This window comes from Streptomyces sp. NPDC059895 (assembly GCF_042731035.1).
Classification (GTDB): domain Bacteria; phylum Actinomycetota; class Actinomycetes; order Streptomycetales; family Streptomycetaceae; genus Streptomyces.
On record NZ_JBHWKO010000005.1, the window covers coordinates 291,427 to 317,595 of the forward strand.

The following is a 26,169-nucleotide window of genomic DNA, read 5'->3' on the forward strand; positions in this document are numbered from 1 at the left end:
TCACCCCCACCATAGACCAATTCCCGAACATCTGTACGACGACCGTTCGAGCGCCCCCCACCTGCGCAAACGTCCGCCGTCAGCCGATCCGTGTGCCCGTCGCCGACAGCGCCTCGGTCACCGGCTGGAAGAACGTCTCCCCGCCCGAGGCGCAGTCGCCGCTGCCGCCGGAGGTGAGGCCGATCGCGCTGCCGCCGGAGAAGAGGGGGCCGCCGCTGTCGCCGGGCTCGGCGCAGACGTCGGTCTGGACGAGGCCGTCGACGACCTCGCCGTTGCCGTAGTTCACGGTGGCGTCCAGGCCGGTGACCGTGCCGGAGTGCACCTGGGTCGTCGAGCCGCTGCGGGTGACGCCCATGCCGACGGTGGCCTCGGCGGCGCCCGTGATCGCCTGCGCCGAGCCGTCGTAGAGGTTCACCTCGCTGGGATGGGGAACGTCGGCGGTGTACCGGACGAGGCCGTAGTCGTCGCCGGGGAAGCTGGAGGTCTCGGTCGTGCCGATGACGGTGCCGGAGGAGTCCGACCAGGTCGAGGCGGACTCGGTGCAGTGGCCGGCGGTCAGGAAGTACGGCTCGCCGCCCTTCACCACGTTGAAGCCGAGCGAGCAGCGTCCGCCGCCGCCCGTGATGGCGTCGCCGCCGGCGACGAAGGGCGTGAACTCCCCCCGGATGCGCCGGAGCCGTGCCGTGGGGCCGAGGCCCTCGACGACCTCGGCGAGCCGGGCCCACTCGGCGTCGGAGACCGTACGGTCGGCGGTGACGACGATCTTGTTGGCGGTCGGGTCGGTCACCCAGGAGGTGCCGGGGACGGCCGCGTCCCTGCGGAGTGTCGCACGGGCGCCGCGCAGCTCGGCGAGGGAGTTCTCGACGCGTCTGGCCCGGGCGCCGGCCGCCTCGACGGTCCTGGCCGCGGCCTCGTCGAGCACGTTCACCACGAGGGTCCCGCTCTCCGCGTCGTAGTAGCCGCCGGCCGCGTCGGCGCCGAGGTCCGCGCCGAGGGCCGAGGCGAGCTTTCCGGCCGCCGGGGCGGAGAGCGGCCGGGGCCCGGGAGGGCCCGGGGCCTCGCTCGCGTTCGCAGTCCGGAAGGTGGCTCCCGCGACGACGAGGGCGGCGATGCCCGTTCCCGTGAGGACGGCCCGCCGTCCGGACATGCGTCGGTGCTTCAACTCGCGTCCTCCTGTGGGGGTCGGTCCGGACCGGTCGCGGGGACCGCCGCGGACCGGAAGGCTGGGTCGACGGGCGCCCACTCTTCCGAACCCCACAGGTAGCACACAAGGTCGCCTTCCGGACGCGCACATGGCGACCACGGCGCGCCCTTCACGCCTTCACCACCCCGCTCGCGCCGGGCGGTTCGCACTGCAAACGCCACGCGTGACGCGCCGGCCACCAGGCGGCGAGGTCCGGACCTGGCGTGATGTCACCGGTGCGTCCGGTGCTCCCGGCGGGCGCCGTCGTGCGCCGCGGCAGGCCGTTCGGACAGGGGAGAGCCCCCGCACGCCGTCGCGTGCGGGGGCTCTCCTGCCGGCCGGGGGCGGACCCGGGCGCACACCCGGACGGACCCGGGATCAGAAGACGCTGACGCCGTAGGCGTTCAGGGCCTCCACCACGGGCTGGAAGAAGGTCGTGCCGCCGGAGGTGCAGTCGCCGCTGCCGCCGGAGGTCAGACCGTAGGCCACGCCGTTGGTGCCGTACAGGGAACCGCCGGAGTCACCGGGCTCGGCGCAGACCGTGGTCTGGATCATGCCGTAGACGATGTCGCCGCTGCCGTAGTTCACGGTCGCGTTCAGGGCGGTGACGCGGCCGCTGTGGATGCCGGTGGTCGAGCCGTCGCGGTAGACCGTGGTGCCCACGCTCGGGGTGCCCGCGCTGGTGATGTCCGTGTTGCCGGCGGTGCCCGACTTGGCGATCGACGTGTTGCTGTACCGGACGATGCCGTAGTCGTTCGTCGGGAAGCTGGAACCCGTGGTCGGGCCGAGGACCGTGGTGCGGGCGGAGTTGGAGTACCAGGTGCCCGCGCCGTCGGTGCAGTGACCGGCCGTCAGGAAGTAGTAGTTGCCCGCACTGTCACGGACGTTGAAGCCGAGGGAACAGCGCCAGCTACTCGCATAGATGGCGTCGCCGCCCGCGATGTACTTCCGGAACGTACCCTCGGTGCGCTTGATCGTCAGAGCGTCGGCGTCGGCACCCGCCTGCTCCTTTATCTTCGCGATCTCGGCCTGGGACACCGTGCTGTCGACGGTGACGACGACGCGGTTGGTCTTGCTGTCGACCGCCCAGGCGGTGCCCGGGACGTCGGCCTCGAGCACCGAGGCGCCGGCGCTCTGGAGTTCGGCGGCGCTGAACGGGGTGGCGTCGGCCGCACTCGCGTGGGGCATGGCGACGGCCGCCGCGGCCACGAGTCCGGTGGCCACGGCGGTCAGCCGGGTCCGTCTTGTGATGCCGCTGGTGGGGGTGGTGCGCTTGATCCTCACGTTTCGTTCCCTCCCAGGGGAAGTCGGGGGCCCGCGTGGGGTCGGGGCCCGTGAGGCGCAGTCAAAGGGCGGCTCGGGCGTCCGGATTCCGAACACGCCGTGCCCCTGACAAGCGCTGAGGGGGAGTATTCGGCCGAACGGCCGGTCGGCGCAAGGGCGCCTTTCGGCCGTCAACCCTTGAACGGGCTGTGCGAGTCGGGCCTCACGGGTGCGCCTGCCGGACTCCTGCGGCCCCCGGCGACGGACCGGGCCGGGCACGCGGACAGGCGGGCACTCGGACCCGCGGGCACGCGGACAGGCGGGCACTCGAACCCGCGGGCACGCGGACAGGCGGGCACTCGAACCCGCGGGCACGCGGGTACTCAGGCACTCGGACCCGCGGGCACTCGGGCACGGACGCCGGACACCCTCCCCTCTTCTAGCAGTCGCACCCGCAGCCGTCGCAGCAGCAGCCGTCACCGCAGTTCCCGCAGCAGTCACAGCACTCGCAGCAGTCGGAGCAGTCGTCGCAGCGCGAGCAGTACCCCTCTTTGCGCTCCCGCGTCCACGGGTCGTCGTACTCGCCGCAGCACATCTGGCAGGTGCAGGCGAGCCCCGCCCAGACCAGGCAGCCGGCGAGGAGGCCGCGCCGGTCGCGGTGCGGGGGCTGCGGGGGCGCAGGCGGGCCGCCGGGGCCGGAGGGCGCGTACGGGTTGCCCGGCGGGGGTCCGAACCGCTGCGCCGGGTGCCCGCACGAGGTGGTGCCGAAGGCACGGTCGACGGAGGCGCGCAGTTCGTGCACGAGCAGCACATGGGCCAGCCTCGCGTCGCTGAACTCGGCCTCGCGCAGGGCGAGCCGGATCCCGTGCACGGCGTCGTCGGCGAGCCGCCGGGCCTCCTGGAGCGGTGTCCCGGTCGCGGTCAGCGGGTTCCACGCCCCCGACGCGGCGTCGGCCTCCCTGTCCTCCACGGCGTCCAGGAGGTGCGCGAGCCGTCCGAAGAGGCGCCCGGCCTCGGCGAGCGGTGCGGCGTTGCCCGGCCGTCCGGCCAGGACCGCGGTGTGCGCGAAGGCCGCGGCCGTCGCGGTCTCGGTCGGTTCGGTGACCGCCAGGATCGGCGTGCCGGGCCCGGCGAGCGCCTCGAGTCCGACCTGCCGGTCGACGGCGTCGACGAGGACGGCGGTGTCGAAGCCGACGGCCGAGCCGGTACGGGCGCCCGCCGCGCCCCAGCTCGTGGCGACCCGGCGCGCGGCGAGCGCCACCGGCCGCCGGGCCAGCCAGCCGTCGCCGTCGGCGACGTGGTCGCGCACCTTGGCGGAGGCCAGCACCAGCGAGACGGCGGCCGCGAGCCGCGCGCCCTCGCCCTGCGCGACGGACGCGCTGCGCATCCCGCGCAGCGGGCACGGTCCGGCCGTGCGCCGCCCTCCCCCGTCCCGGCCGACTGCCTGAGCCTCTGTCAGGACGGATATCAGCAGCCCGTCGTAGTTGGTGACGACCCGCGCGAACTGTCCGTGGTCCCGCCGCAGCGCGAGGCACAGCCCGCACAAGTGCGCCATCCACTGGGTCCTGAGTCCCTCACCGAGCCGGTGACGGCACGGCCTGACGATTCCGAACACGACGATCCCCCCGTGGTCCGTACGACGTTGAGCTGCGACGACCTGCGGAGAAGGACAGTGAACCGCAGTGCGCCGCCGCATCGTATCGACGGATCATCACACCGGAGCGGCTCGCCCGGCTCACCCGTACGCTCCAGTTGTCACCCGTACGCCGTGAAGAATCATATTTCACTCTCAGTCAGCAGCAGTGTGGTGAGCGACCCTTGGGGCACACGGACTCTCGACGGATCGCCTGTGCACCAGTACCGTCACAAACCCCCCGCGCGGCGTCTATCCACTTGGCGCGACATCCGCATCATGGACGACCATGGGGAAGCGGAACGGAAGAAGAACCGCTGTGAGAGGAGGCGTCCATGGGATCGGTACGCAAGGCGAGTGCCTGGCTTGGCCTCGTCGACGACAACGATGACGAGCGTTACTACGACGACGACTATTCCGAGGGGACCGACTCCGGAGACGCCTGGGTCACCGACCCCCGGGTGAGGGTCGCCGCCGACACGGCCGAGGAGAAGGGCCGGCGGATCGGCACGGTGACCCCGGACGGCTTCCGGGACGCGCGGGTGATCGGCGAGCTGTTCCGCGAGGGGGTCCCGGTCATCATGAACCTGACGGCCATGGAGGCCGGCGACGCCAAGCGCGTCGTCGACTTCGCGGCCGGGCTCATCTTCGGTCTGCGCGGTTCGATCGAGCGGGTGTCGACCCGTGTGTTCCTCCTCACCCCGGCCGACACGGAGATCGTCAACGGCGACCCGGCCGCGCGCCGCACGGACGGCTTCTTCAACCAGAGCTGAGGCAGGGCCGTTCACCGGCCCTGCCCCCGTGGGTCAGCGGAAGGCGTCCAGCCCGGTGAGCGCCTTGCCCAGCACGAGCTGGTGCATCTCGACGGTGCCCTCGTAGGTGAGGACCGACTCGAGGTTGGTCGCGTGCCGCATGACGGGGTACTCCAGGGAGATCCCGTTGGCGCCCAGGATCGTCCGCGCCGTCCGGCAGATCTCGATCGCCTCCCGTACGTTGTTGAGCTTGCCGAAGCTGACCTGCTCGGGACGCAGGCGGCCGGCGTCCATCCGCCGCCCGAGGTGATGGGCGAGCAGGATCCCCTTGTGCAGTTCGACCGCCATGTCGGCGAGCTTGGCCTGGGTGAGCTGGAACCCCCCGATCGGCCGCCCGAACTGCTCCCGCGTCCTCGCGTACGCCACGGCGGCCTCGAAGCAGGCGCGCGCCGCCCCCATGGCCCCCCACACGATCCCGTAACGGGCGTGCGACAGACAGCTGAGCGGGCCCTTCAGCCCGACGACCCCGGGCAGGACCGCGTCGGCGGGCAGCCGCACGTCGTCGAGCACGAGCTCGCTGGTGACACTGGCCCGCAGGGACCACTTGTGCTTGATCTCCGGCGCGGAGAAACCCGGGACGCCGGTGGGCACGACGAAGCCCCGGACCCCCTCCTCGGTCCGGGCCCACACCACGGCGACGCCGGCGACGGACCCGTTGGTGATCCACATCTTCCGCCCGGTGAGGATCCAGTCGGAGCCGTCCCGCTTGGCGTACGTCCGCATGGAGCCGGGGTCGGATCCGTGATCGGGCTCGGTCAGCCCGAAGCACCCGATGACCTCACCGGAGGCCATCCGCGGCAGCCACGTCCGCTTCTGCTCCTCGCTGCCGAAGCGGTGCACGGCGTACATGGCGAGGGACCCCTGCACCGAGACCAGGGACCGGATCCCGGAGTCGGCGGCCTCCAGCTCCAGACACGCCAGCCCGTACTGGACGGCACTCGCCCCGGCGCACCCGTACCCCTCGAGCGACATCCCGAGGGCGCCCATCCCGCCGAGCTCGCGCGCCAGCTCCCGGATCCCCGGCAGCTCCCCCGCCTCGTACCACCCGGCCACATGCGGCACCACCCGGTCCGCGGCCCACGCCCGCACGGTGTCCCGGACGGCGCGGTCCTCCTCCGTCAGCAGGTCGTCGAGGCCGAGGGGGTCGGCGGGATCGAACGGGGGCAGGGCGGAAGCGGACATCGAACCCTCCGGAACAGGAAAACTAGCACCGCTAGTCACGGAAATCCGGCGCCCCACGTTACGGCGTTCTCCCCCGGGCGTCACGCCGTGACGCGGGTTGTCCCCGGGCCCGTCGTCCCCGGGCGTCACGCCGTGACGCGGGTCTCCGTGGCCTCCCGGGGCCCGGGCAGTTCCACCGGCGGGATCTCGTCCTGCATGGCCCGCGGCAACCGCAGCGCCATCACCGCCCCCAGCAACAGCAGCCCCGCGCTCACCAGCAGCGTGACGTGCAGCCCGTGCACGAAGCAGTCCCGGGCCGTGCGCCGCAGGGCATCGCCCGCCGCTCCCCCGAGCCGCCCGGCCACTTCGTACGCCTCGCCCAGCGAGTGCCCCGCCGCGGCGGAGTCAGCGGCCGGCACCCCCGGCACCGAGGACAGCCCGGGCGCGTACGCCGCGTTCATGACGCTGCCCAGCAGGGCGATCCCGATCCCCGCCCCCAACTGGTACGAGGTCTCCCCGATCGCGGCCGCCCCGCCGGCCCGCTCCGGCGGGGCCTCGCTCAGCATCGACTCGTACGCCCCGAACAGCGTCGTCTCCAGCCCGAAGCCGAGCAGCACGAAGCCGAACAGCAGCAGCCCCGCGTTGTCCGTGCCGCCCATCGGGGTCAGCGTCACCACCGCGGCCGCCGTGAGGCAGAAGCCGGCGCACACCATCCGCCGCGGCCCGAACCTCCGCAGCAGCCGCGCCCCGGCCAGCCCCGCCGCCATCGCCGCGAAGGTCAGCGGCAGCAGCCGCAGCCCCGTCTGAAGCGGGGACAGCTCCAGCACCAGTTGCAGGTACTGCGCCGCGATCAGCTCCAGACCCACCAGCGCCAGCATCGCCAGCACGATGCACCCCACCGACGTGCTGAACGCCGGCCGGGCGAACATCCGCAGGTCCACCAGGGGATGCGCGCGCCGCCGCTGGCGCCGTACGAACAGCACCATCAGCGCGGCGCCCGCGAGCAGCGGCACCGAGGTGAGCGCGTCGGTCCCCCCGCCGCCCAGCCGCTTCACGCCCAGCACCACGCCGAACAGCCCGACGGCGGCCATCAGCGCGCCGACGACGTCCCACGGCCCGTCGCCCGCGCCGCGCGACTCCGGCAGCAGCAGCCGCCCCACCGGGAGGCTGACCAGCATCAGCGGGATGTTGACCAGGAAGACCGAACCCCACCAGAAGTGCTCCAGCAGGAAGCCCCCGAGCAGCGGCCCCACCGCCGCGCCGACCGCGGCCACCGCGCTCCAGACGCCGATCGCGACCGCCCGCTCCCGCCGGTCGGGGAAGACCTGCCGCAGGATCGACAGCGTCGCCGGCATGATCATCGCGCCGCCGACCCCGAGGAGCGCCCGCGCCACGATGAGCACCTCGGCGCTCCCGGCGCACGCGGCCAGCGCGGAGGCGACGCCGAACAGGGCGTATCCGAGCAGCAGCACGCGTCTGCGGCCCACCTTGTCACCGAGCGTGCCGAAGAGGATCAGCAGCGAGGCGCAGACGAGGGGGTAGGTGTCGACGATCCAGAGCAGTTCGATGGCCCCGGGCCGGAGGTCCTCGGTGACGGCGGGCACCGCGACGTGCAGCACGGTCGCGTCGACGGCGACCAGGAGCAGGCTGACGCACAGGACCACGAGCACGATCCAGCGGTTGGCACCGGCCCCGGCCGCCCGACGGCGCAGCCCGACGGCGGCCGTGGTCGTCCCGGACATGTACGTACCTCCCAGGTGTTCCTCGGGTTCGGCGGGCTCGCGGGGGCGGGGACTCCCCGCGACTCGGCCGGAGGGAAGCGGTGTTCTCCGGCCCGCGCAGACGAACGGCGAGAGACACGCAGCGTACGCGAGTTCGCGGCTCGGCCACATGGCGGACCTCTCAGACCTCCGGGGAACCCGTGTGGCGTACACCACTCCTTCCACCGGCCCGCACGCCCCGGCGCGCCCCGCCCCCGCGCGTCCGGCCGATAATCGAGCCCGTGACCGATCTTGGAACGCGCGGGGCGCTCCCCGGCTCCGCGGCCCTGCGCCGGGCGGCCCCGGCCCTGGCGGGGTACGCGGCCGTCCGCGCCCTGGGCCTGCTCGCCCTCGCCGTGTGGAGCGCCGCGCGGGACAAGAGCGCGTACACGCTGTTGACGGCGCGCTGGGACGCGCTGTGGTACACGCGGGTCGCCGAGCTGGGGTACGGCTACGAGGTGCGCCTGCCCAACGGTGACGTGCACTCCAACCTGGCCTTCTTCCCGCTGCTGCCGTGGCTGGAGCGGCTGCTGCACGCGGTGACGCCGCTGTCGTACGGCGGCGCCGGTCTCGTCGTCTCCCTGGTCGCCTCGCTCGCCGCGGCCTGGGGGATCTTCGCGGTCGCCGACCTGCGGTACGGGCGCCGGGCGGGGGTCTGCGCGGTGCTGCTCTGGGCGGTGCTGCCGGTCGGGGTGGTGCAGTCGATGGCGTACAGCGAGTCGCTGTTCACCGCGCTCGCCGCCTGGTCGCTGTACGCGGTGCTCACCGGCCGCTGGGTGACCGCGGGCGCGCTGGCGGCGCTGGCGGGCCTGACCCGGCCGGCGGGGCTCGCCGTGGTCGCGGCGGTGTGGACGGCCGGTGCGCTCTCGTTCGGGGGAGCCCGGAGCGCGGAGCCCGCACAGAGCGCGCGTACGGAGGTGCGCGCCCCTTGTCCTTCCCCCCACCCCCTTGCCCGGCGTGAACGCACCGCCTGGGGCGCGCACAGGACGAGACGCGCCCTCGGTCTTCTCCTCGCCCCCCTCGGGACAGCCGGCTATGTCCTCTGGGTGGGCCACCGCACCGGCCGGGGCCCGCTCGGCTATCTCGACGTCCAGGCGGGCTGGCGCAACGGCTTCGACGGCGGCTATGCCTTTGCCCGTTTCATCATCGACAAGTTCACGTCAATTCCGTCGGCCGTCGCCGGTCTCGGACTGATCGCCGGCGTGACCCTGCTCCTCCTGCTGTACGCCGTCTGTGCAAGGCGGCGCCAGCCGCTTCCGCTGCTGGTGTACACGGGTGCGGTCCTGGCGCTCGCGCTGTGCGCGTCGAGTTACTTCGGCTCGAAACCCCGTCTGCTGCTGCCCGCGTTCCCGCTGCTGTTCCCCCTCGCCGTGACCCTCGCCCGGCTGCGGACGACGCGGTCCGCGCTGGTGGTGACGGGTGTCGCGGTGGCGTCGGCGCTCTACGGGGCGTGGTGGCTGAACGGCTCCGGTCCCCCATGATCGACTCCGTACTGTCAGTGAGCGCGCAGTGAATGGAGGGTCCGCCATTCGGTGAACCCATTCATAAGTTCCCTAAAACTGCCCCCCAGAATGATCAAAGGAATTGAAGGGATCGGCGCAGGCGGATTGCTGAATCCGGAGGAATAAGTGCCGCCCTGAGAGCAATCCCACATCACATCGTCATCACAAAGCCGTGGATTCGGCCGGGAACTGAGCTCACTCGCTGTAACGTCGATTGGGTGCGTACCGAACAAAACCTCACCCGTCTGGACCGGGTGTTCGCCAGGCTCGACCGCGAGCCGGAACGGCCGACCCACATCGATGTGCCGAGGATGAGCAGGCACCGGGTCGCGCTGTTCGCCGCGACCTTCGCCTTCTACCTGGCGATCGTGTGGCTCGTGGTGATCACCTCGTGGCTGGTCCGCCTCGACTGGCAGGTCATGTTCTTCCGGCCGTACCAGCAGTGGTCGGAGATCCACTGGTTCGTCGACTACTACGTGGTCCTCGGCCAGCGCGGCCCCACGGCCGTGATGGTGGCCGCCTGGCTCGGCTGGAGATCCTGGCGCCAGCACACCCTGCGCCCGCTCCTCACCCTGGGCACCTCACTGCTGCTGCTGAACCTCAGCGTCGGCGCCGCGAAGATCGGCATGGGCCGCCTCGGACCGCACTACGCCACCACCATCGGCTCGAACGAGATGGGGCTGGGCGGCGATATATTTCCCAGCGGCCACACCGCCAACGCGGTCGTGACGTGGGGGATCCTGGCCTATCTGGCCTCCACCCCGAGAGCCCGCCGCTGGCTGTCCGCGCTCTCCGCGGTCACCTCCCTCGGCGTCGGCCTGGCCACGGTCTACCTCGGTACGCACTGGCTGAGCGACGTGGTCCTCGGCTGGGCCGCCGGCCTGCTGATCCTGCTGGCGCTGCCCTGGTTCGAGCCGTTGATCGCCCGCGCCGAGGCGTGGATCCTCACCCTGCGCGACCACTGGCGCGACCGCCGCGCCGGTGCGGTGCCCGCGCCCGCGCCCGCCCCGGTCCCGGTGCCCGTGTCGCTCAAGCCGCGCGCCACGACCCAGGACGAGACCACCGCGGCCCGCTCCCCGCGGGCGCCGGTCTACCTCGCCCCCGGCCCGCACACGGTCCGCTCGGAGCGCACACCGGTCACCCCCGTCGGCAGCCGCCGCCCACCGCACTCCGACCGGCTGCCGCGCGGTACGACCACGTCCACGGCCCGCCCGCTGACGGGCGGCTGACCGGCCGCGGGACCTCGGTACGCACAGACCGGTCCCGCGACGAGGAGGGCCCCGGCTCCTGGAGACAGGAACCGGGGCCCTCCTCGTCGCGCGCGGCGGGCGCGGCGGGAGGCGCGACGGGGGCACGCGGGAAGCCCGGTGAGGACTCTCAGCCCTTCCAGGCCCGGCTGACGCGCCCGCCCCGCACCTCGAAGTTCAGCCGGCCCACCCGGTACTCCATGGTGATGACCGTCCCGGGCTCCAGCGAGCGCACGGTCGACCACCCCCGTTCCCGGGCGAGCCGCTCGGCGCGCGCGGCCTCGAGGCCGACATATCCGTCCGGATCGTCCTGGGGCTCCGCCTGCGGAGTGGGAATCGGTGCCATACCGCCACGCTAGGCCGAGGAGGCCGTCCCCGGAACCCGGAACCGAGATGTGGATCACTCCGGTCACACTTCTGTCACAGGACCACGACAGGCGTTTCGGTGTATGTCCGTCACACGTACGAGCGGTTCACTACGCCTTCCGCGCGCATTCGAACGTAATTCCCGCGTGTCGCCCGGACCCCTCGAATAACCCGTCGGAAAGTTCCCGGAGAACCGTCCCCGGAACCCGTTCCATTCCCCTCCCGCACCGCACCGCGAGAGCTCGCATTCCATAGGAAATGCACGGCTTCCCCACACAACCTCCGCACGCCCCCTGTCGGCGCGGGCGGCGGCGCGAGCATCATGGCGGCGACCGACGGGCACCCGTGCGGCGCGGGCGGCGGCGGGCCGGGGGCGACGAGCGAAGGGGTGGCGATGGGGACGGAGACCGTACCGGCGACGGCACGAGCCGTACGGGCCAGGCGGGGCGGCCGGGTGGTCGTCGACTGGCTGACCACCACCGACCACAAGAAGATCGGCCACCTCTACCTGATCACGTCGTTCGCGTTCTTCCTGGTCGGTGGCGCGATGGCGTTGATCATGCGGGCCGAGCTGGCCCGGCCCGGACTCCAGCTCGTCGACAACGACCAGTTCAACCAGCTGTTCACCCTGCACGGCACGATCATGCTGCTGCTCTTCGCGACGCCGAGCTTCGCGGGCTTCGCCAACGAGCTGATGCCGTTGCAGATCGGCGCCCCGGACGTGGCCTTCCCCCGGCTGAACATGCTCTCGTACTGGCTGTTCCTGTTCGGCGGGCTGATCGTGCTGGGCTCGCTGCTGATCCCGGACGGACCGGCCGCCTTCGGCTGGTTCGCCTACGCGCCGCTCAACGACGCCGCCCACTCCCCCGGCCTCGGGCCGGACCTGTGGATCATGGGCCTCGCGCTGGCCGGGTTCGGCACGATCCTCGGCGCGGTCAACTTCATCGCCACCATCATCGGGATGCGCGCGCCCGGCATGACGATGTTCCGGATGCCGATCTTCACGTGGAACACGCTGTTCACGTCGATCCTGATCCTGATGGCGTTCCCGGTGCTCGCGGCGGCGCTGCTGGTGCTGGAGTCGGACCGGCGGTTCGGCTCGCAGGTGTTCCAGGCGGCCAACGGCGGCGCGCTGCTGTGGCAGCACCTGTTCTGGTTCTTCGGGCATCCCGAGGTGTACATCATCGCGCTGCCGTTCTTCGGGATCATCACGGAGATCGTCCCGGTCTTCAGCCGCAAGCCGATCTTCGGCTACCTCACGCTGGTCGGGGCGACGATGGCGATCACCGGCCTCTCGGTGGTGGTGTGGGCCCACCACATGTTCGCGACCGGCGCCGTGCTGCTGCCGTTCTTCTCCTTCATGTCGTTCCTGATCGCGGTGCCGACGGGGGTGAAGTTCTTCAACTGGACCGGCACCATGCTGAAGGGGTCGGTGTCCTTCGAGACGCCGATGCTGTGGGCGACGGGCTTCCTGGTGACCTTCCTCCTCGGCGGTCTGACCGGGGTGATCCTGGCGTCGCCGCCGCTGGACTTCCACGTCACCGACTCGTACTTCGTGGTGGCGCACTTCCACTACGTCGTCTTCGGCACCGTCGTCTTCGCGATCTTCGCGGGGTTCTTCTTCTGGTGGCCGAAGTTCACCGGCAAGCTCCTCGACGAGCGGCTCGGCAAGATCCAGTTCTGGACGCTGTTCGTCGGCTTCCACACCACGTTCCTGGTGCAGCACTGGCTGGGCGCGGAGGGCATGCCCCGCCGGTACGCGGACTACCTGGCCGCGGACGGCTTCACCGCCCTGAACACCGTCTCCACGATCGGCTCGTTCCTGCTCGGCCTGTCGACGCTGCCGTTCCTCTACAACGTCTGGAAGACCGCCCAGTACGGCCGGAAGGTCGAGGTCGACGATCCCTGGGGCTTCGGCCGCTCCCTGGAGTGGGCGACCTCCTGCCCGCCGCCCCGGCACAACTTCACCGCGCTGCCCCGGATCCGCTCGGAGTCCCCGGCGTTCGACCTGCACCACCCCGAGTACGCGGCCGAGATCCCGCAGCCCGAGCCGAAGAAGCACCAGGCCCGCGGATCGTCCTGACCGTCCCGGGCACGGACCGCACGCAGTGCGGGAAGGGGCCCGGGGAGCGGCCGCGCCCCGGCCGGTCCCCCGCGACGGCGGGCGGCCCCACCCGGCGGTTGCACCGGGTGGGGCCGTCGGCGCGGAGCCCGGTCAGAGGTTCAGGCGCAGGCCCGGCATGATCAGGTCGGGGTTTGCGCCGATGGCGGCCCGGTTGGCGGCGTAGATCCGCTGCCAGGTGGTGCCGTGCCGGGCGGCGACGGTGCTGAGCGTGTCCCCCTCGCGGACCGTGTAGTCGCCGCCGGAGCCGCCGCGGGAGACGCGGTCCGCCGAGCGGCCGGACGCCTTCGCCGACGTCTCCGCGGAGCCTCCGGCGGACGAGCCGGACCCGGTCGAGCCCGACCCGCTGGAGCCCGAGCCGGACGAGGGAGCGTCAGGTGCGCCGCCGGACGCCCCGGCCCGCGCCGAGCAGGTGGGCCACGCGCCCCACCCCTGCGCCCGCTGGACCTCGGTGGCGACGGAGATCTGCTGCGCCCGGGTGGCCCGGTCGGCGGTGGGCGCGTAGGCGGTGCCGCCGTACGCGCGCCAGGTGGAGGCGGAGAACTGGAGCCCGCCGTAGTAGCCGTTCCCGGTGTTGATGTGCCAGTTGCCGCCGCTCTCGCACTGGGCGATGCGGTCCCACACCCCGCTGTCCGCCGCCGCGGCGTTGCCCGTCGCGGCCAGCAGTCCGAGGGGGGCGAGGAGCGCCGCCCCGGTGAGGACAGCCGTGGTCCGCGCCTTGCCGGCGCGGGTGTCGACGCGGTTGTCGACGCGGTTGTCGATGCGGCTGTTGTCGGCACATTCGGACATGTAGATCCCTCTCTACGGACCCGGGCTCCCCCCGAACGGGGCGCGGTCGTCCGCGCGGTCGCGCGGTCGCCGTGCTCCGTCCCGTCCGCCGGCGGTCGTGCTGCGCGGTGTCTGGCTCTGCGCGGCCGGCGGACGTACCCGAGCGGTGCTCTGTGCACACGGCGGAGGAATGTAGGGATTTTGACGAACCGTTATCAAGCAACTTCCCGTTCCCCCAGGCCAGTTGCCTGTTACCGCCGGTAGCGACGAAATCCGGCCACCCACTTCATGCGCCGATTTCGGGATTTGTCGACCAGCACCCCCGACCGGCTGTGGCCCACCTCACGGAACCAACTTCCGTACGGCGCCTCTGACTTGACCGTGAGTGCCCGATTCCGCGCAGGTCGTGACCGTACGCGCAGGGCGATGCGATTACGTTCGCCGGGCAGCGTGACCCTGGCCACAGATCGCCCGTTGTCTTCTTCATGAGCCGGGAGCCACCCGGTCCCGCCAACGCACCGCATTCCGAGGGAGTCACCCGTGCCGCGCATGCTCGACGTCAGCGACGAGGTACGCGCCGAGATCGGCGACGAAGAAGCCAACCGGCTGCTCGCCGGAGAGAACGCCCCGGGCAGTTACGACTGCACGTCCTGCCGCACCCCGGGCGACTCCGAGCACGAGCGCACCAGCACCGTCCTGTTCATCGGGGACGAGACCGCGGTCCTCGCCTTCGCCCACGCCACCTGCCTGCCCTCCCAGGTCGTCCATGTGACCGAGGAGCAGCTCCAGGGAGCCGTGCGCTCCATCAGCGGCGACACCGTCGACCTGGACCCCGACAAGGTCGTGCCCGAGCAGGCCGTGCTGGGCGTCACCAGCGGACTCGTCCTGATCGCGGGAGAGCTGCACCCGGCCCTCGTCGTGGAGCCGACCGCCCCCATCGTGCGCCCCGGCACGACGGGCGCCGGCGACGACTTCCTGCCGCTCCTCATCGAGCAGGGCTTCATGCCGCTGACCGAGCTGTCCGAGGTGCCGCCGGTGCAGCACGGCTGGTCGGTGCTGCTGGCGATGGGGCAGCTGCACGCGGTGCTCCAGCCCTCGGCGGGCGGCGGTCAGCCGGTCGCGTGGTGGCAGGCGCACCAGCCGCTCCAGGTGACGGAAGGCTGGCGGGCGGCCGCCAACAAGCACCAGCAGGTGCTGATGTTCGCGGCGCCGGTGGGGTCGATCGGCCGCCAGCCGCGGGAGGACCTGCTGCGGGACGCGCTGGACAGGGCGGCGGCGGGCGGCAAGCTGGTCGGGGCGGCGCTGCCCCTCGCGGGCACCTGAGCACCACCGCGACGGGGAGCCGCCGGCGATCGGCGGCCGCGGGTGGTCCGCGGCCCGTCGCGCCCACGCGGCGGGCCGCACACCGGCACAGTGCCGCGCTCCGTCGGGGCGCCGCCCGGCCGCATCCCTTCCCGTCCGGCCTCGTTTGGACATACGTGCACACCTACGACGTTCCGCGCCGCCAGGCCTACCAGTCGCTCCCGTCCGCGCGGCCGGTACACGAACCCCAGGGCGGCCCTTCGGCCACGCCGATCTACGACGCGCTCTACGCCGAGTACGTCAAGTCGTTCCGTTCACTGCCCGGGGACCGCAGCGGGGAGGACGATCTGGGGTTCACGGCCTTCGGGAACATTCCGCACGGTACGGGGTCGTTCAGCAGCTCGTACACCAGCACCTACAGCGCCTACAGCGCGGGCGCTCACAGTGCGCGCAGCGGGCTCGGGCAGCAGCCGCAGTGGCAGCGGGTCGGGCCGCTCGGGCCGGTGGGCCAGCAGCACGCGCCCTCGCGAACGCACCACGTGCCGGCGGCCCTGCCCCCGGCGCCGCGAAGAGGCCTGTGAGACGCGGCGGTTCGCAGGACGTCCGGAGGGCGGCACCCGCAACGGGGTGCCGCCCTCCGGACGTCGTGTCACTTCTTCTTGCCGCGCTTCTCGCGCACCCGCACCGAGATGTGGATCGGGGTGCCCTCGAAGCCGAACTCCTCACGCAGCCGGCGCTCGACGAACCGCCGGTAGCCCGCCTCGATGAAACCGGAGGCGAACAGCACGAACCGCGGCGGCTTGGTGCCGGCCTGGGTGCCGAAGAGGATGCGCGGCTGCTTGCCGCCCCGGATCGGGTGCGGGTGGGCCGAGACCAGCTCCCCGAGGAAGGCGTTCAGACGGCCGGTGGGGACCCGGGTCTCCCAGCCGGCCAGGGCCGTCTCGATCGCGGGAACCAGCTTCTCCATGTGCCGTCCGGTGCGCGCCGAGACGTTCACCCGGGGCGCCCAGGCGACCTGGGCGAGCTCGGTCTCGATCTCCCGCTCCAGGTAGTAGCGGCGCTCCTCGTCGAGGGTGTCCCACTTGTTGTAGGCGAGGACGATCGCGCGGCCCGCCTCGACGGCCATGGTGACGATGCGCTGGTCCTGGACCGAGATGTTCTCGGAGGCGTCGATCAGGATCACGGCCACCTCGGCCTTCTCGACGGCGGCCGCGGTCCGCAGCGAGGCGTAGTAGTCGGCGCCCTGCTGGAGGTGGACCCGCTTGCGGATGCCGGCCGTGTCGACGAACTTCCAGGTGACGCCACCCAGCTCGATCAGCTCGTCGACCGGGTCACGGGTGGTGCCCGCCAACTCGTTGACGACGACGCGCTCCTCGCCGGCGACCTTGTTCAGCAGCGAGGACTTGCCGACGTTCGGACGGCCGATGAGCGCGATACGGCGGGGGCCGCCGACCGCCGTGGCGAAGCTCTGCTCGGGCGCCTCCGGCAGCGCCTCCAGGACGGCGTCCAGCATGTCGCCGGTGCCGCGGCCGTGCAGCGCGGAGACGGGGTGCGGTTCGCCCAGGCCCAGGTTCCACAGGTAGGCGGCGTCGGCCTCGCCGCTCGGGCCGTCGACCTTGTTGGCGCAGAGCACGACCGGCTTGCCGGCCTTGCGCAGCAGGCGGACGACCGCCTCGTCGGTGTCGGTCGCGCCGACCTTGGCGTCGACGACGAAGACGACGGCGTCGGCGGCCTCGATCGCGTACTCGGCCTGCGCGGCGACGGAGGCGTCGATACCGAGGACGTCCTGCTCCCAGCCGCCGGTGTCGACGACCTTGAAGCGGCGGCCCGCCCACTCGGCCTCGTAGGTGACGCGGTCCCGGGTGACGCCGGGCTTGTCCTCGACGACGGCCTCGCGGCGCCCGATGATCCGGTTGACCAGGGTCGACTTGCCGACGTTCGGGCGGCCGACGACGGCGAGCACGGGCAGCGGCCCGTGACCGGCCGCCTCGATGGCGCCCTCGACGTCCTCGAGATCGAAGCCCTCTACCGCGGCGAGCTCCATGAACTCCGCGTACTCGGCGTCGCCGAGCGCCCCGTGATCGTGCTCGAAGGCGTCCGAGCCGTCGGGCTGGATGTGGTCGTTCATGAAGTCCGTACCTCGTCGTTCATTCGTGGTGGTCGGTGGACCGCCCGTTTTCCCCGGTTGATCCACTACTCAGTGTCGCCCGGCGCCCGTGCGGGTGCCCGGCGTTTCCGGCCCGCTGCCCGCTAGTCCCCGGCCGTCCGCCGGCCGGTGAGCCGTCTGGCGTGCTCCAGGTGCGCGGCCAGGTGTTTCTGGATGCGCTCGGTCGCCTCGTCCAGCGCCTTGCGCGTACGCCGTCCGCTGCCGTCGCCCGCCTCGAACGGGTCGCCGAAGACGACGTCGACGCGGGAGCGCAGCGGGGGCAGCCCCTTCATCAACCGTCCGTGCCGCTCGGAGCTTCCCAGGACGGCGACGGGTACGATCGGCGCCCCGCTGCGCACGGCGAAGTAGGCGAGCCCGGCGCGCAGGGAGGCGAAGTCGCCCTCGCCCCGGGTGCCCTCCGGGAAGATTCCCAGGACGCCGCCGCTCTCCAGCACGCCCAGCGCGCGGGTGATCGCCGTGCGGTCGGTGGTCTCGCGGTCCACCTTCAGCTGCCCGATGCCGGTCAGGAAGGGGTCGAGGGGGCCGACGAACGCCTCCTTCTTGATCAGGAAGTGCGTCGGCCGGGGCGCCACGCCCATCACCATCGGGCCGTCGATGTTGTGGGAGTGGTTGACGGCGAAGATCACCGGGCCGGCCGCCGGGACCTTCCAGGCCCCCAGCACCCGCGGCCGCCACAGCCCGTACATCAGGCCGACGCCGATGCGCCGCCCGACCTCCGCGCCCCGCTCGGAAGGCAGTTCGCTCACTTCGCGGCCCGCTTCTCCTCGACGAGGGTGACGACGCACTCGATGACCTGGGCCAGCGTCAGCTCGGTGGTGTCCACCTCGACGGCGTCGTCCGCCTTGGCGAGCGGCGAGGTCTTGCGGGAGGAGTCGGCCGCGTCGCGCTTGATCAGCGCCTCGCGGGTGGCGTTGACGTCCGCGCCCTTCAGCTCGCCGCTGCGGCGGGCGGCGCGGGCCTCGGGCGAGGCGGTGAGGAAGATCTTCAGGTCGGCGTCCGGCAGCACGGTGGTGCCGATGTCGCGCCCCTCGACGACGATCCCGCGCTCGGCCGAGGCCGCCAGCGACCGCTGGAGCTCCGTGATCCGGGTCCGCACCTCCGGGACCGCGCTGACCGCGCTGACCCGGGAGGTGACCTCCTGGGTGCGGATCGGGCCGGACACATCGGTGCCGTCCACCGTGATCGTCGGGTCCACCGGGTCGGTCCCGGAGACGATCTCCGGCTTGCCCGCGACGGCGGCGATCGCCGAGGGGTCCTCGATGTCGATCGCGTTGTGCACCATCCACCACGTGATCGCCCGGTACTGCGCCCCGGTGTCCAGGTAGCTCAGGCCGAGCTGCGCGGCCACGGCCTTCGACGTGCTCGACTTGCCCGTGCCGGAGGGGCCGTCGATGGCGACAATCACGGGCTGGGCGGCGCCGTTTTCCACGGGGGGACACCTTCCTGGTGCGAGGCGGTGGGCTGCGGGGCGACACTGCGCCCCGCACAAGGTTACTGGGTGCGGGTCACTCGTCCGGCCGCACAGCGGCCGACCGCACCGCGGGGCACCTTCCCGGCGGGGGCGGGCACCTCCGGCGGCCGTACGGCACCTTCCCGGCGAGGCCGACGCTTCCGACAGCCGTACAGCACCCGCCGGCGGAGACCGGCGCATCCGGGCCGCCTTACGGCACCTTCCCGCCGGTGGCGGACACATCCCGCCGCTGTACGGCACCTCCCGGCGGGGGCCGGCACATCCCGCCGCCCTGCGGCACCTTCCCGGCGGGGGCCGACCCATCCCGCCGTCCTACGGCACCTTCCCGTCGGTGGCGGGCACATCCTGCCGCTGTACGGCACCTCCCGGCGGAGGCCGACACATCCCACCGTCCTACGGCACCTTCCCGGCGCAGGCCCGCATATCCAGCCCGTCCGGCGATTGAGGACGAGGCCCGTTCAGGGCCGAAGCGGGGGTCTGGGGGCGGCAGCCCCCAGCAGGCGCCCGCGGCGGGGCGCGCCCCTGCCACAGTGCGCCTACTGCCGGATCGCCCAGCCCCGCTCCCGCAACGCCGCCGCCAGCACCACCGCACTCTTCGGCTCGACCATCAACTGCACCAGACCGGCCTGCCGCCCCGTCGCGTGCTCGATCCGCACGTCCTCGATGTTGACCCCGGCCTGCCCCGCGTCGGCGAAGATACGGGCCAGCTGCCCGGGCTGGTCGTCGATCAGCACCGCGACGACCTCGTACACCCGCGGGGCGGACCCGTGCTTGCCGGGGACGCGGACCTGCCCGGCGTTGCCGCGGCGCAGGACGTCCTCGATGCCGTCGGCGCCCGTGCGGCGCTTGTCCTCGTCGGCGGACTGCAGGGCCCGCAGCGCCTTGACGGTCTCCTCCAGGTCGGCGGCGACGTCGGTGAGCAGGTCGGCGACCGGCCCGGGGTTCGCGGACAGGATGTCGATCCACATCCGGGGGTCGGAGGCGGCGATGCGGGTCACGTCCCGGATGCCCTGGCCGCACAGCCGTACGGCGGCCTCCTCGGCGTGCTCCAGGCGGGCGGCGACCAGGCTGGAGAGCAGGTGGGGCATGTGGGAGACCAGGGCGACCGCCCGGTCGTGGGCGTCCGCGTCCATGACGACGGGGACGGCCCGGCAGTGCGAGACCAGTTCCAGGGCGAGGTTGAGCACCTCGGTGTCGGTGTCCCGGGTCGGCGTGAGCACCCACGGGCGGCCCTCGAAGAGGTCCGCGCTCGCCGCCAGCGGTCCGGACTTCTCGCGGCCGGACATGGGGTGCGTGCCGAGATAGGCCGAGAGGTCGAGGCCGAGGGCCTCCAGCTCGCGGCGCGGCCCGCCCTTGACGCTGGCCACGTCGAGGTAGCCGCGGGCCACTCCCCGGCGCATGGCGTCGGCGAGCACGCCGGCGACATGGGCGGGCGGGGCGGCGACGATCGCGACGTCGACGGGGCCGTCGGGGGCCTCGTCGGTGCCGGCGCCCAGCGCGGCCGCCGTACGGGCCTGTTCGGGGTCGTGGTCGTCCAGGTGGACGACGACGCCGCGCTGGGCGAGGGCCAGGGCGGCGGAGGTGCCGATGAGCCCGGTTCCGATGACGAGCGCGGTCCTCACTGGGCGATGTCCTTGCGCAGGGCCGCGGCGGCACCGAGGTAGACGTGGTTGATGTCGGCGCGGGGCCGGTCGGACTCGATGTGCGCGAGGACGCGCACCACCCGCGGCATGGCGCCCCGGATGTCGAGTTCCTGGGCGCAGATCAGCGGGACGTCGACGATGCCGAGCTTGCGGGCCGCGGCCGCCGGGAAGTCGCTGTGCAGGTCGGGCGTGGCCGTGAACCAGATGCTGATCAGGTCGTCGGCGCCGAGGGAGTTCCGCTCCATGATGGCGGTGAGCAGGGACCCGACCTGCTCGTCCATGTGTCCGGCCTCGTCCCGCTCCAGCTGGACCGCTCCCCGGACCGCTCGTACCGCCACGGCACCGCTCCTTGTTTCCCGTACGTTTCCTGCTCTTCGCGTCCAGCGTAGTCAGGCCGGGCCGCGGCGGTGCGCCGCGACCGCCCGCTGAGACGGCGTGCGCAGGGACGACGCCTCGGTACGCCGCCGCACGCCGGGCGTGGATCAGACAGGGTGAAGGAGTGTTGTGTGGCAGTCTTTCCTGAATCGCCGATCCCACATCGCCGATGCCGTGGGGCCGTCCGTGCCGCACACCGCCGGCCGGCCTCCTCACCTCTGGTTCTTTCGCACCCTCGGAGTGACGACATGACCCACACCGCCTCGCGCCGGACGGTTCTCCTCGCGACGGGCGCGGCGGCGCTCGCCGCCGGCTGCAGCGACAACGACGACAACGGCGGCTCCGCGTCCACCACCACGTCCCCGGCCGCCCCGGCGGCCTCGGGCAACGCCCGGGCGCTGGCGCGGACGGCCGACATCCCCGTCGGCGGCGGCAAGATCTTCACGAACGAGAAGATCGTCGTCACGCAGCCGACCGAAGGGGACTTCAAGGCGTTCTCGGCGGTCTGCACCCACCAGGGGTGCACGGTCGCGAGCGTCGCCGACGGCACCATCAACTGCCCCTGCCACCGGAGCAGCTTCAAGATCTCCGACGGCGCGCCGACCGGCGGCCCGGCGACCAGCCCCCTGCCCGCCGAGCAGATCACGGTCCAGGGCGACAGCATCGTGCTGGCGTAGGTCAGAGGTCCCAGAGCGCCCCGAGGGTCACCAGTTCCCCGCCGTACTCGATCCGGTCCGCCCACTCCGTCGGCCACGCCTCGGCTCCGGCGTAGGCGCCCGCGAAGGCGCCCGCCAGGCAGGCGACGGAGTCGGAGTCGCCGGACGAGCAGGCGGCCCGGCGCAGGGCGGTGACCGGCTCGTCGGGGAAGAGCAGGAAGCACAGCAGACCGGTCGCCAGGGCCTCCTCGGCGATCCAGCCCTCCCCCGTGGCCAGGCAGGGGTCGGTCTCGGGCGAGGGGGCGCGCAGGGCATCCCGGAGGCGCTCCAGGACGGCCAGGCACTCGTCCCAGCCGCGCGTGATGAAGTGCTCGGGGGTCGGGTCCTGGCCGCGGGTCCACAGGTCGCCGAGCCAGCGCTCGTGGTAGCGGCTCCGGTTCTCCAGGGCGTACGAGCGCAGCAGCCCGACCAGCCCCGTCGGCTCGGCGCCCTGGGCGAGCAGCCGTACCGCGTGGGCGGTGAGGTCGGAGGCGGCGAGCGCGGTGGGGTGGCCGTGGGTGAGGGCGGCCTGGAGCTGGGCGGCGCCGGCGCGCTGCTCGTCGCTGAGGCCGGGGGCGAGGCCGAGGGGGGCGACGCGCATGTTGGCGCCGCAGCCCTTGGAGTGGATCTGGCTGGCGTCCTGCCAGCGGCGCGCGTCGTCCTCCAGCAGGTCGCAGGCGGCCAGGCAGGTCCGGCCCGGGGCCCGGTTGTTCTCGGGCGACCGGTACCAGTCCACGAACTCCCCGCGCAGCGGCTGCTCCAGCCGCTCCGGCACGAGCAGACCGCGGTCCATGGCCGTGCGCAGGGCGCGTCCCACGGCCAGCGTCATCTGGGTGTCGTCGGAGACGAAGGCGCGCGCCGGCAGGTCCATCCGCCGCCACGGCCCGTACTTGGCGAGGATCGACGGAACGTCGTGGAACTCGGTGGGGAACCCGAGCGCGTCCCCCAGCGCGAGGCCCACCAGGGCCCCGGTCGCGGCGCGTTTCCTGACGGTGGTGGTGGTCATGCGGGGCGTCCTTCCCGGAGCGGTCGCAGCAGAGGCGGGTGGAGGGTGGTGGCGGTGCCGGCGCGGTAGAGGGCGGCCGGTTTGCCGCGGCCGCCGGTCAGGCGTGCGGCGCCGCCGGGGACGGGCTCGACGAAGCCCGGGGTGGCGAGCACCTTGCGGCGGAAGTTGGGCCGGTCCAGGCCCGTGCCCCACACGGTCTCGTAGACCTGCTGGAGCTCGCCGAGCGTGAACTCGGGCGGGCAGAAGGCGGTGGCGAGGCAGGTGTACTCGAGTCTGGCGCCGACCCGTTCATGGGCGTCGGCCAGGATCCGGTCGTGGTCGAAGGCGAGCGCCCGCACGTGGTCGTACGGCTGCCAGCGGGCCTGGGCCGCGTCGCCGCCGCCGTACGGCTCGGGCGCGTCGGGCAGGAGCGCGGCGAAGGCGACGGAGACGACCCGCATCCGCGGGTCGCGGCCGGGGTCGCTGTAGGTGCGCAGTTGTTCCAGGTGGAGTCCGGAGACGTCCGCGAGGCCGGTCTCCTCGGCGAGTTCGCGCCGGGCCGCGGTCTCGGCGGACTCGTCCGGCAGCAGGAACCCGCCGGGCAGTGCCCACCGGCCGGCGTACGGCTCCTGCCCGCGCTCGACGAGCAGGACGTGCAGTGCGCCCGCGCGCAGGGTGAGGACGGCGAGGTCGACGGTGACGGCGAAGGGTTCGAAGGCGTACTTGTCGTAGCCCCGCATCCACCCCACCCCCTTAATAGTCTTGACGACTATAAACCTTCGGGGGTGCGGGCACAAGAAAGCGGCCGGTCCGGGGTCGCCCGGACCGGCCGCTCCGCGGGGCGCGGCGCCCTACAGCTCGACTTCCTTCATCAGCATGCCGACCTCGGTGTTCGACAGCCGCCGCAGCCAGCCCGACTTCTGGTCGCCCAGGGTGATCGGGCCGAACGCCGTGCGCACCAGCTTGTCGACCGGGAAGCCGGCCTCCGCCAGCATGCGGCGCACGATGTGCTTGCGGCCCTCGTGCAGGGTGACCTCGACGAGGTAGTTCTTGCCGGTCTGCTCCACGACGCGGAAGTGGTCCGCGCGCGCGTAGCCGTCGTCCAGCTGGATGCCGTCCTTGAGCTTCTTGCCCAGGTCGCGCGGGATGGGGCCGACGATGTGCGCGAGATAGACCTTCTTCACGCCGTACTTGGGGTGGGTCAGCCGGTGCGCCAGCTCGCCGTGGTTGGTGAGCAGGATGACGCCTTCGGTCTCGGTGTCGAGCCGGCCGACGTGGAAGAGCCGCGTCTCCCGGTTGGTGACGTAGTCGCCGAGGCACTGCCGGCCCTCGGTGTCCTCCATCGTCGAGACGACACCGGCGGGCTTGTTCAGCGAGAAGAACTGGTACGACTGCGTCGCCACGGTCAGGCCGTCGACCTTGACCTCGTCCTTCTCCGGGTCGACCCGCTTGCCCTGCTCCAGGACGATCTCGCCGTTGACCTCGACCCGCGCCTGTTCGATCAGCTCCTCGCAGGCGCGCCGGGAGCCGTAGCCCGCGCGGGCGAGGACCTTCTGCAGCCGCTCGCCCTCCTGCTCGGCGCCCGGGAAGGTCTTCGGCAGCTTGATGTCCTTCTTGCCCGCGTACCGCTCGCGGTTGCGCTCCTCGGCCCGTGTCTCGTACTCGCGCGAGCGCGCCGGAGCCGTACGGCCGCCCTGCTGGGGCTTCTTCGGCCCGCCCTTGGCGCCGCCTCGGGCCGCGCCGCCGCGCCCCGCCTTCGGGCCGTCCGGGGAGGCGCCGGGGCCCACGTCGTAGCGGCGCTCCTCGGGGCGGGGCTTGCGGGGACGGCCCTGGCCCTGCTTCTGGTCCCTGTCGTTGCCGGCCCCGCGGTAGTTACCGCGCCCACCGCTCTTGCCGCTACCGCTGCCGCTGCTTCGCATCAAAGTTCCGTCGTTGTCCTAATCGGCATGTCCGTCGGGGGACCGTCGTCCGGCTCCGGGGCGTCCGGATCGAACGACGGTACGCCTTCCTGGGTCTCGGCCTCGATCGCCTCCGCCTCCGGGAGGAAGGGCGCGAGCTCCGGGAGCTCGTCCAGACCGCGCAGGCCCATCCGCTCCAGGAAGTAGTTCGTCGTCCTGTACAGGATCGCACCTGTTTCGGGTTCCGTGCCCGCCTCCTCGACCAGTCCGCGCTGCAGGAGGGTGCGCATCACACCGTCGCAGTTCACTCCGCGCACCGCGGAGACCCGGCTGCGGCTGACCGGCTGGCGGTAGGCGACGACGGCGAGGGTCTCCAGCGCGGCCTGGGTGAGCCGGGCCTGCTGCCCGTCCAGGACGAAGCGCTCGACGGCCGGGGCGTACTCGGCGCGGGTGCAGAACCGCCAGCCGCCCGCCACGAACCGCAGCTCGAAGCCGCGCCGCTGCACGGTGTACTCGTCGGCCAGCTCGCGCAGGGCGTCCGCGACCCGACGGCGCGGACGCTCCACGATCTTCGCGAGGTGCTCCTCGGTCGCGGGCTCGTCCACCACCATCAGGACGGCTTCCAGGGCGGGCTTGAGGTCGAGGTCCGCGACGGTGCCCGTCGCGGCCGGGACCCCGGCGGTCTCCTCGCTCACGGTTTCCTCTCCTTCTCCGGCCCCTCGGGCGGCCGGTCGAACTCGTCGGTCACCCTCGGTGCCTCGTCGCCGTCCCCGCCCGTCCAGCGCACGAGCAGCTCGCCGAGCGCGCTCTCCTGGTCCAGGGCGACGGCCTTCTCCCGGTACAGCTCCAGCAGGGCCAGGAAGCGCGCCACGACGGTGAGGGTGTCGCCGGTGTCCTCGACGAGCGTGCGGAAGCTGGCCTCACCGAGCTCGCGCAGCCGCGCGACCACGATCCCGGCCTGCTCCCGCACGCTGACCAGGGGCGCGTGGATGTGGTCGACGTACACCTGCGGCTCGGCCCTGGGCTGCATCGCCTTGACCGCGAGCTTCGCGAACCCTTCCGCGCCGATGCTGATGACCACCTCGGGCAGCAGTTCGGCGTGGTGCGGTTCCAGGCCGACGGTACGGGGGTGGCGGCGGGCCTCCTCGAGGAGCCTGCCGTGGAAGATGTCGGCGACCTGCTTGTACGCGCGGTACTGGAGCAGCCGGGCGAACAGCAGGTCGCGGGCCTCCAGCAGCGCCAGGTCCGCCTCGTCCTCGACCTCCGCCTGCGGCAGCAGCCGGGCCGCCTTCAGGTCGAGCAGCGTCGCGGCCACGACCAGGAACTCGGTCGTCCGGTCGAGGTCCCAGTCAGGCCCCATCGCCCGGATGTACGCCATGAACTCGTCGGTGACCTTCGACAGCGCGACCTCGGTGACGTCCAGCTTGTGCTTGGAGATCAGCTGGAGGAGCAGGTCGAACGGGCCCTCGAAGTTGGCGAGCCGCACCTGGAAGACCCCGCCGGCGACTGCCGCACCGGCGTCCGCCCCGACCGCCCCGGGCCGCCCGTCCGCATCCGCTCCGGCATCCGCGGCGGTGTCCGCGGCGGTGTCCTCCGCGACGGCCGCCGTCTCCCTGTGGGGCGCGGCCCCGGGCTCCGGCGGGGCGACCGGGTCGACCAGCACGGGCGGTACGGGCGGTTGTGCGGCCCCCGTCGCCGGTTCCGCCCGCGGGGCGTTCGCCCCCGGTCCGCGTCCCAGCGCGCGCCGACGGCCACCGGCTGCGGGGCCGGAGCCGGGAGCGGGAGCGTCCTTCGAGGTCATGGCCCCCGCAGGCTA

At 72.7% G+C, this 26,169-nt stretch carries 24 protein-coding genes; 7 read left to right on the forward strand and 17 right to left on the reverse strand.

The features are described 5' to 3' along the window. Positions 1–79: 79 nt before the first annotated feature. From ACFV9M_RS08780 to ACFV9M_RS08790, 3 genes are all read right to left on the reverse strand, one after another. On the reverse strand, positions 80–1,162 hold the full coding sequence (locus ACFV9M_RS08780) for a S1 family peptidase (protein ID WP_385071015.1): 1,083 nt from the start codon (positions 1,160–1,162) through the stop codon (positions 80–82). A 399-nt stretch (positions 1,163–1,561) separates the two neighbouring features. Then, on the reverse strand, positions 1,562–2,467 hold the full coding sequence (locus ACFV9M_RS08785; RefSeq protein ID WP_385071013.1) for a S1 family peptidase: 906 nt from the start codon (positions 2,465–2,467) through the stop codon (positions 1,562–1,564). Between the two features lie 418 nt (positions 2,468–2,885). Next, positions 2,886–4,061 (reverse strand): DUF5685 family protein, encoded by a 1,176-nt coding sequence (locus tag ACFV9M_RS08790; protein ID WP_385071010.1) that lies wholly within the window; start codon positions 4,059–4,061, stop codon positions 2,886–2,888. A gap of 353 nt (positions 4,062–4,414) precedes the next feature. Here ACFV9M_RS08790 and ACFV9M_RS08795 point away from each other — a divergent pair, with 353 nt between their 5' ends. Beyond that, positions 4,415–4,852, forward strand: a complete 438-nt coding sequence (locus ACFV9M_RS08795; RefSeq protein ID WP_385071007.1) for a cell division protein SepF — start codon at positions 4,415–4,417, stop codon at positions 4,850–4,852. Positions 4,853–4,885: 33 nt separating this feature from the next. Here ACFV9M_RS08795 and ACFV9M_RS08800 read toward each other — a convergent pair whose 3' ends face one another. Together ACFV9M_RS08800 and ACFV9M_RS08805 are read right to left on the reverse strand one after the other, a co-directional pair. Then, on the reverse strand, positions 4,886–6,073 hold the full coding sequence (locus tag ACFV9M_RS08800) for an acyl-CoA dehydrogenase family protein (protein WP_385071004.1): 1,188 nt from the start codon (positions 6,071–6,073) through the stop codon (positions 4,886–4,888). A 125-nt stretch (positions 6,074–6,198) separates the two neighbouring features. Next, positions 6,199–7,794: an MFS transporter gene (locus ACFV9M_RS08805; RefSeq protein WP_385071001.1), complete on the reverse strand. Its 1,596-nt coding sequence runs from the start codon at positions 7,792–7,794 to the stop codon at positions 6,199–6,201. A 260-nt stretch (positions 7,795–8,054) separates the two neighbouring features. Here ACFV9M_RS08805 and ACFV9M_RS08810 point away from each other — a divergent pair, with 260 nt between their 5' ends. Next, positions 8,055–9,293 (forward strand): mannosyltransferase family protein, encoded by a 1,239-nt coding sequence (locus ACFV9M_RS08810; RefSeq protein WP_385070998.1) that lies wholly within the window; start codon positions 8,055–8,057, stop codon positions 9,291–9,293. Positions 9,294–9,532: 239 nt separating this feature from the next. Beyond that, on the forward strand, positions 9,533–10,543 hold the full coding sequence (locus ACFV9M_RS08815; RefSeq protein WP_385070996.1) for a phosphatase PAP2 family protein: 1,011 nt from the start codon (positions 9,533–9,535) through the stop codon (positions 10,541–10,543). 148 nt (positions 10,544–10,691) lie between these two features. Here the strand turns inward: ACFV9M_RS08815 and ACFV9M_RS08820 are convergent, their stop codons facing one another. Continuing rightward, positions 10,692–10,907, reverse strand: coding sequence for an I78 family peptidase inhibitor (locus ACFV9M_RS08820; RefSeq protein WP_385070993.1), 216 nt, complete (start codon positions 10,905–10,907; stop codon positions 10,692–10,694). A 414-nt stretch (positions 10,908–11,321) separates the two neighbouring features. On the opposite strand from ACFV9M_RS08820, the gene ctaD reads away from it, so the two are divergent. Next, complete coding sequence (ctaD, locus tag ACFV9M_RS08825; protein WP_385070990.1) at positions 11,322–13,010, forward strand: cytochrome c oxidase subunit I; 1,689 nt, start codon at positions 11,322–11,324, stop codon at positions 13,008–13,010. Positions 13,011–13,142: 132 nt separating this feature from the next. On the opposite strand, the gene ACFV9M_RS08830 is transcribed toward ctaD, so the two are convergent. Continuing rightward, positions 13,143–13,838 (reverse strand): transglycosylase family protein, encoded by a 696-nt coding sequence (locus ACFV9M_RS08830; protein WP_385070987.1) that lies wholly within the window; start codon positions 13,836–13,838, stop codon positions 13,143–13,145. Positions 13,839–14,357: 519 nt separating this feature from the next. Between ACFV9M_RS08830 and ACFV9M_RS08835 the strand changes: the two genes are divergently transcribed. Next, entirely contained in the window at positions 14,358–15,140 is a 783-nt protein-coding gene (locus tag ACFV9M_RS08835) for a hypothetical protein (protein ID WP_385070984.1), read from the forward strand. A gap of 155 nt (positions 15,141–15,295) precedes the next feature. Then, positions 15,296–15,700, forward strand: coding sequence for a hypothetical protein (locus ACFV9M_RS08840; protein ID WP_385070981.1), 405 nt, complete (start codon positions 15,296–15,298; stop codon positions 15,698–15,700). Positions 15,701–15,768: 68 nt separating this feature from the next. On the opposite strand, the gene der is transcribed toward ACFV9M_RS08840, so the two are convergent. The 5 genes from der to aroH form a co-directional block, all read right to left on the reverse strand. After that, positions 15,769–17,247 (reverse strand): ribosome biogenesis GTPase Der, encoded by a 1,479-nt coding sequence (der, locus tag ACFV9M_RS08845; RefSeq protein WP_385070978.1) that lies wholly within the window; start codon positions 17,245–17,247, stop codon positions 15,769–15,771. Positions 17,248–17,369: 122 nt separating this feature from the next. Further along, a complete protein-coding gene (locus ACFV9M_RS08850) occupies positions 17,370–18,032 on the reverse strand; it encodes a lysophospholipid acyltransferase family protein (protein WP_385070975.1) in 663 nt (220 codons plus the stop codon). Then, a complete protein-coding gene (cmk, locus tag ACFV9M_RS08855; RefSeq protein ID WP_385070973.1) occupies positions 18,029–18,715 on the reverse strand; it encodes a (d)CMP kinase in 687 nt (228 codons plus the stop codon). Before cmk ends, ACFV9M_RS08850 begins: the two co-directional genes overlap by 4 nt. 578 nt (positions 18,716–19,293) lie before the next feature. Next, positions 19,294–20,379, reverse strand: coding sequence for a prephenate dehydrogenase (locus tag ACFV9M_RS08860; RefSeq protein ID WP_385070970.1), 1,086 nt, complete (start codon positions 20,377–20,379; stop codon positions 19,294–19,296). After that, the gene (gene aroH / locus ACFV9M_RS08865) at positions 20,376–20,738 is read right to left on the reverse strand and encodes a chorismate mutase (protein ID WP_385070967.1); all 363 of its coding nucleotides are present in this window, start codon (positions 20,736–20,738) and stop codon (positions 20,376–20,378) included. The genes ACFV9M_RS08860 and aroH overlap by 4 nt, the downstream gene beginning before the upstream one ends. Positions 20,739–21,023: 285 nt before the next feature. On the opposite strand from aroH, the gene ACFV9M_RS08870 reads away from it, so the two are divergent. After that, a complete protein-coding gene (locus ACFV9M_RS08870) occupies positions 21,024–21,452 on the forward strand; it encodes a Rieske (2Fe-2S) protein (RefSeq protein ID WP_385070964.1) in 429 nt (142 codons plus the stop codon). A 1-nt stretch (position 21,453) separates the two neighbouring features. Here ACFV9M_RS08870 and ACFV9M_RS08875 read toward each other — a convergent pair whose 3' ends face one another. From ACFV9M_RS08875 to ACFV9M_RS08895, 5 genes are all read right to left on the reverse strand, one after another. Next, on the reverse strand, positions 21,454–22,476 hold the full coding sequence (locus tag ACFV9M_RS08875; protein ID WP_385070961.1) for an ADP-ribosylglycohydrolase family protein: 1,023 nt from the start codon (positions 22,474–22,476) through the stop codon (positions 21,454–21,456). Beyond that, complete coding sequence (locus ACFV9M_RS08880; RefSeq protein WP_385070958.1) at positions 22,473–23,195, reverse strand: NUDIX domain-containing protein; 723 nt, start codon at positions 23,193–23,195, stop codon at positions 22,473–22,475. The genes ACFV9M_RS08875 and ACFV9M_RS08880 overlap by 4 nt, the downstream gene beginning before the upstream one ends. 111 nt (positions 23,196–23,306) lie before the next feature. Further along, positions 23,307–24,374: a pseudouridine synthase gene (locus ACFV9M_RS08885; RefSeq protein WP_385070955.1), complete on the reverse strand. Its 1,068-nt coding sequence runs from the start codon at positions 24,372–24,374 to the stop codon at positions 23,307–23,309. Beyond that, on the reverse strand, positions 24,374–25,048 hold the full coding sequence (scpB, locus tag ACFV9M_RS08890; protein WP_385070951.1) for an SMC-Scp complex subunit ScpB: 675 nt from the start codon (positions 25,046–25,048) through the stop codon (positions 24,374–24,376). Before scpB ends, ACFV9M_RS08885 begins: the two co-directional genes overlap by 1 nt. Continuing rightward, positions 25,045–26,154 (reverse strand): segregation and condensation protein A, encoded by a 1,110-nt coding sequence (locus ACFV9M_RS08895; protein WP_385070948.1) that lies wholly within the window; start codon positions 26,152–26,154, stop codon positions 25,045–25,047. The genes scpB and ACFV9M_RS08895 overlap by 4 nt, the downstream gene beginning before the upstream one ends. Positions 26,155–26,169 lie beyond the last annotated feature (15 nt).

Coding starts and splice junctions, on each gene's coding strand:
- ACFV9M_RS08795 (WP_385071007.1), top strand. CDS start 4,415: ATGGGATCGGTACGCAAGGCGAGTGCCTGGCTTGGCCTCGTCGACGAC.
- ACFV9M_RS08800 (WP_385071004.1), bottom strand. CDS start 6,073: ATGTCCGCTTCCGCCCTGCCCCCGTTCGATCCCGCCGACCCCCTCGGC.
- ACFV9M_RS08805 (WP_385071001.1), bottom strand. CDS start 7,794: ATGTCCGGGACGACCACGGCCGCCGTCGGGCTGCGCCGTCGGGCGGCC.
- ACFV9M_RS08820 (WP_385070993.1), bottom strand. CDS start 10,907: ATGGCACCGATTCCCACTCCGCAGGCGGAGCCCCAGGACGATCCGGAC.
- ctaD (WP_385070990.1), top strand. CDS start 11,322: ATGGGGACGGAGACCGTACCGGCGACGGCACGAGCCGTACGGGCCAGG.
- ACFV9M_RS08830 (WP_385070987.1), bottom strand. CDS start 13,838: ATGTCCGAATGTGCCGACAACAGCCGCATCGACAACCGCGTCGACAAC.
- der (WP_385070978.1), bottom strand. CDS start 17,247: ATGAACGACCACATCCAGCCCGACGGCTCGGACGCCTTCGAGCACGAT.
- ACFV9M_RS08870 (WP_385070964.1), top strand. CDS start 21,024: ATGACCCACACCGCCTCGCGCCGGACGGTTCTCCTCGCGACGGGCGCG.
- ACFV9M_RS08875 (WP_385070961.1), bottom strand. CDS start 22,476: ATGACCACCACCACCGTCAGGAAACGCGCCGCGACCGGGGCCCTGGTG.
- ACFV9M_RS08880 (WP_385070958.1), bottom strand. CDS start 23,195: ATGCGGGGCTACGACAAGTACGCCTTCGAACCCTTCGCCGTCACCGTC.
- ACFV9M_RS08885 (WP_385070955.1), bottom strand. CDS start 24,374: ATGCGAAGCAGCGGCAGCGGTAGCGGCAAGAGCGGTGGGCGCGGTAAC.
- ACFV9M_RS08895 (WP_385070948.1), bottom strand. CDS start 26,154: ATGACCTCGAAGGACGCTCCCGCTCCCGGCTCCGGCCCCGCAGCCGGT.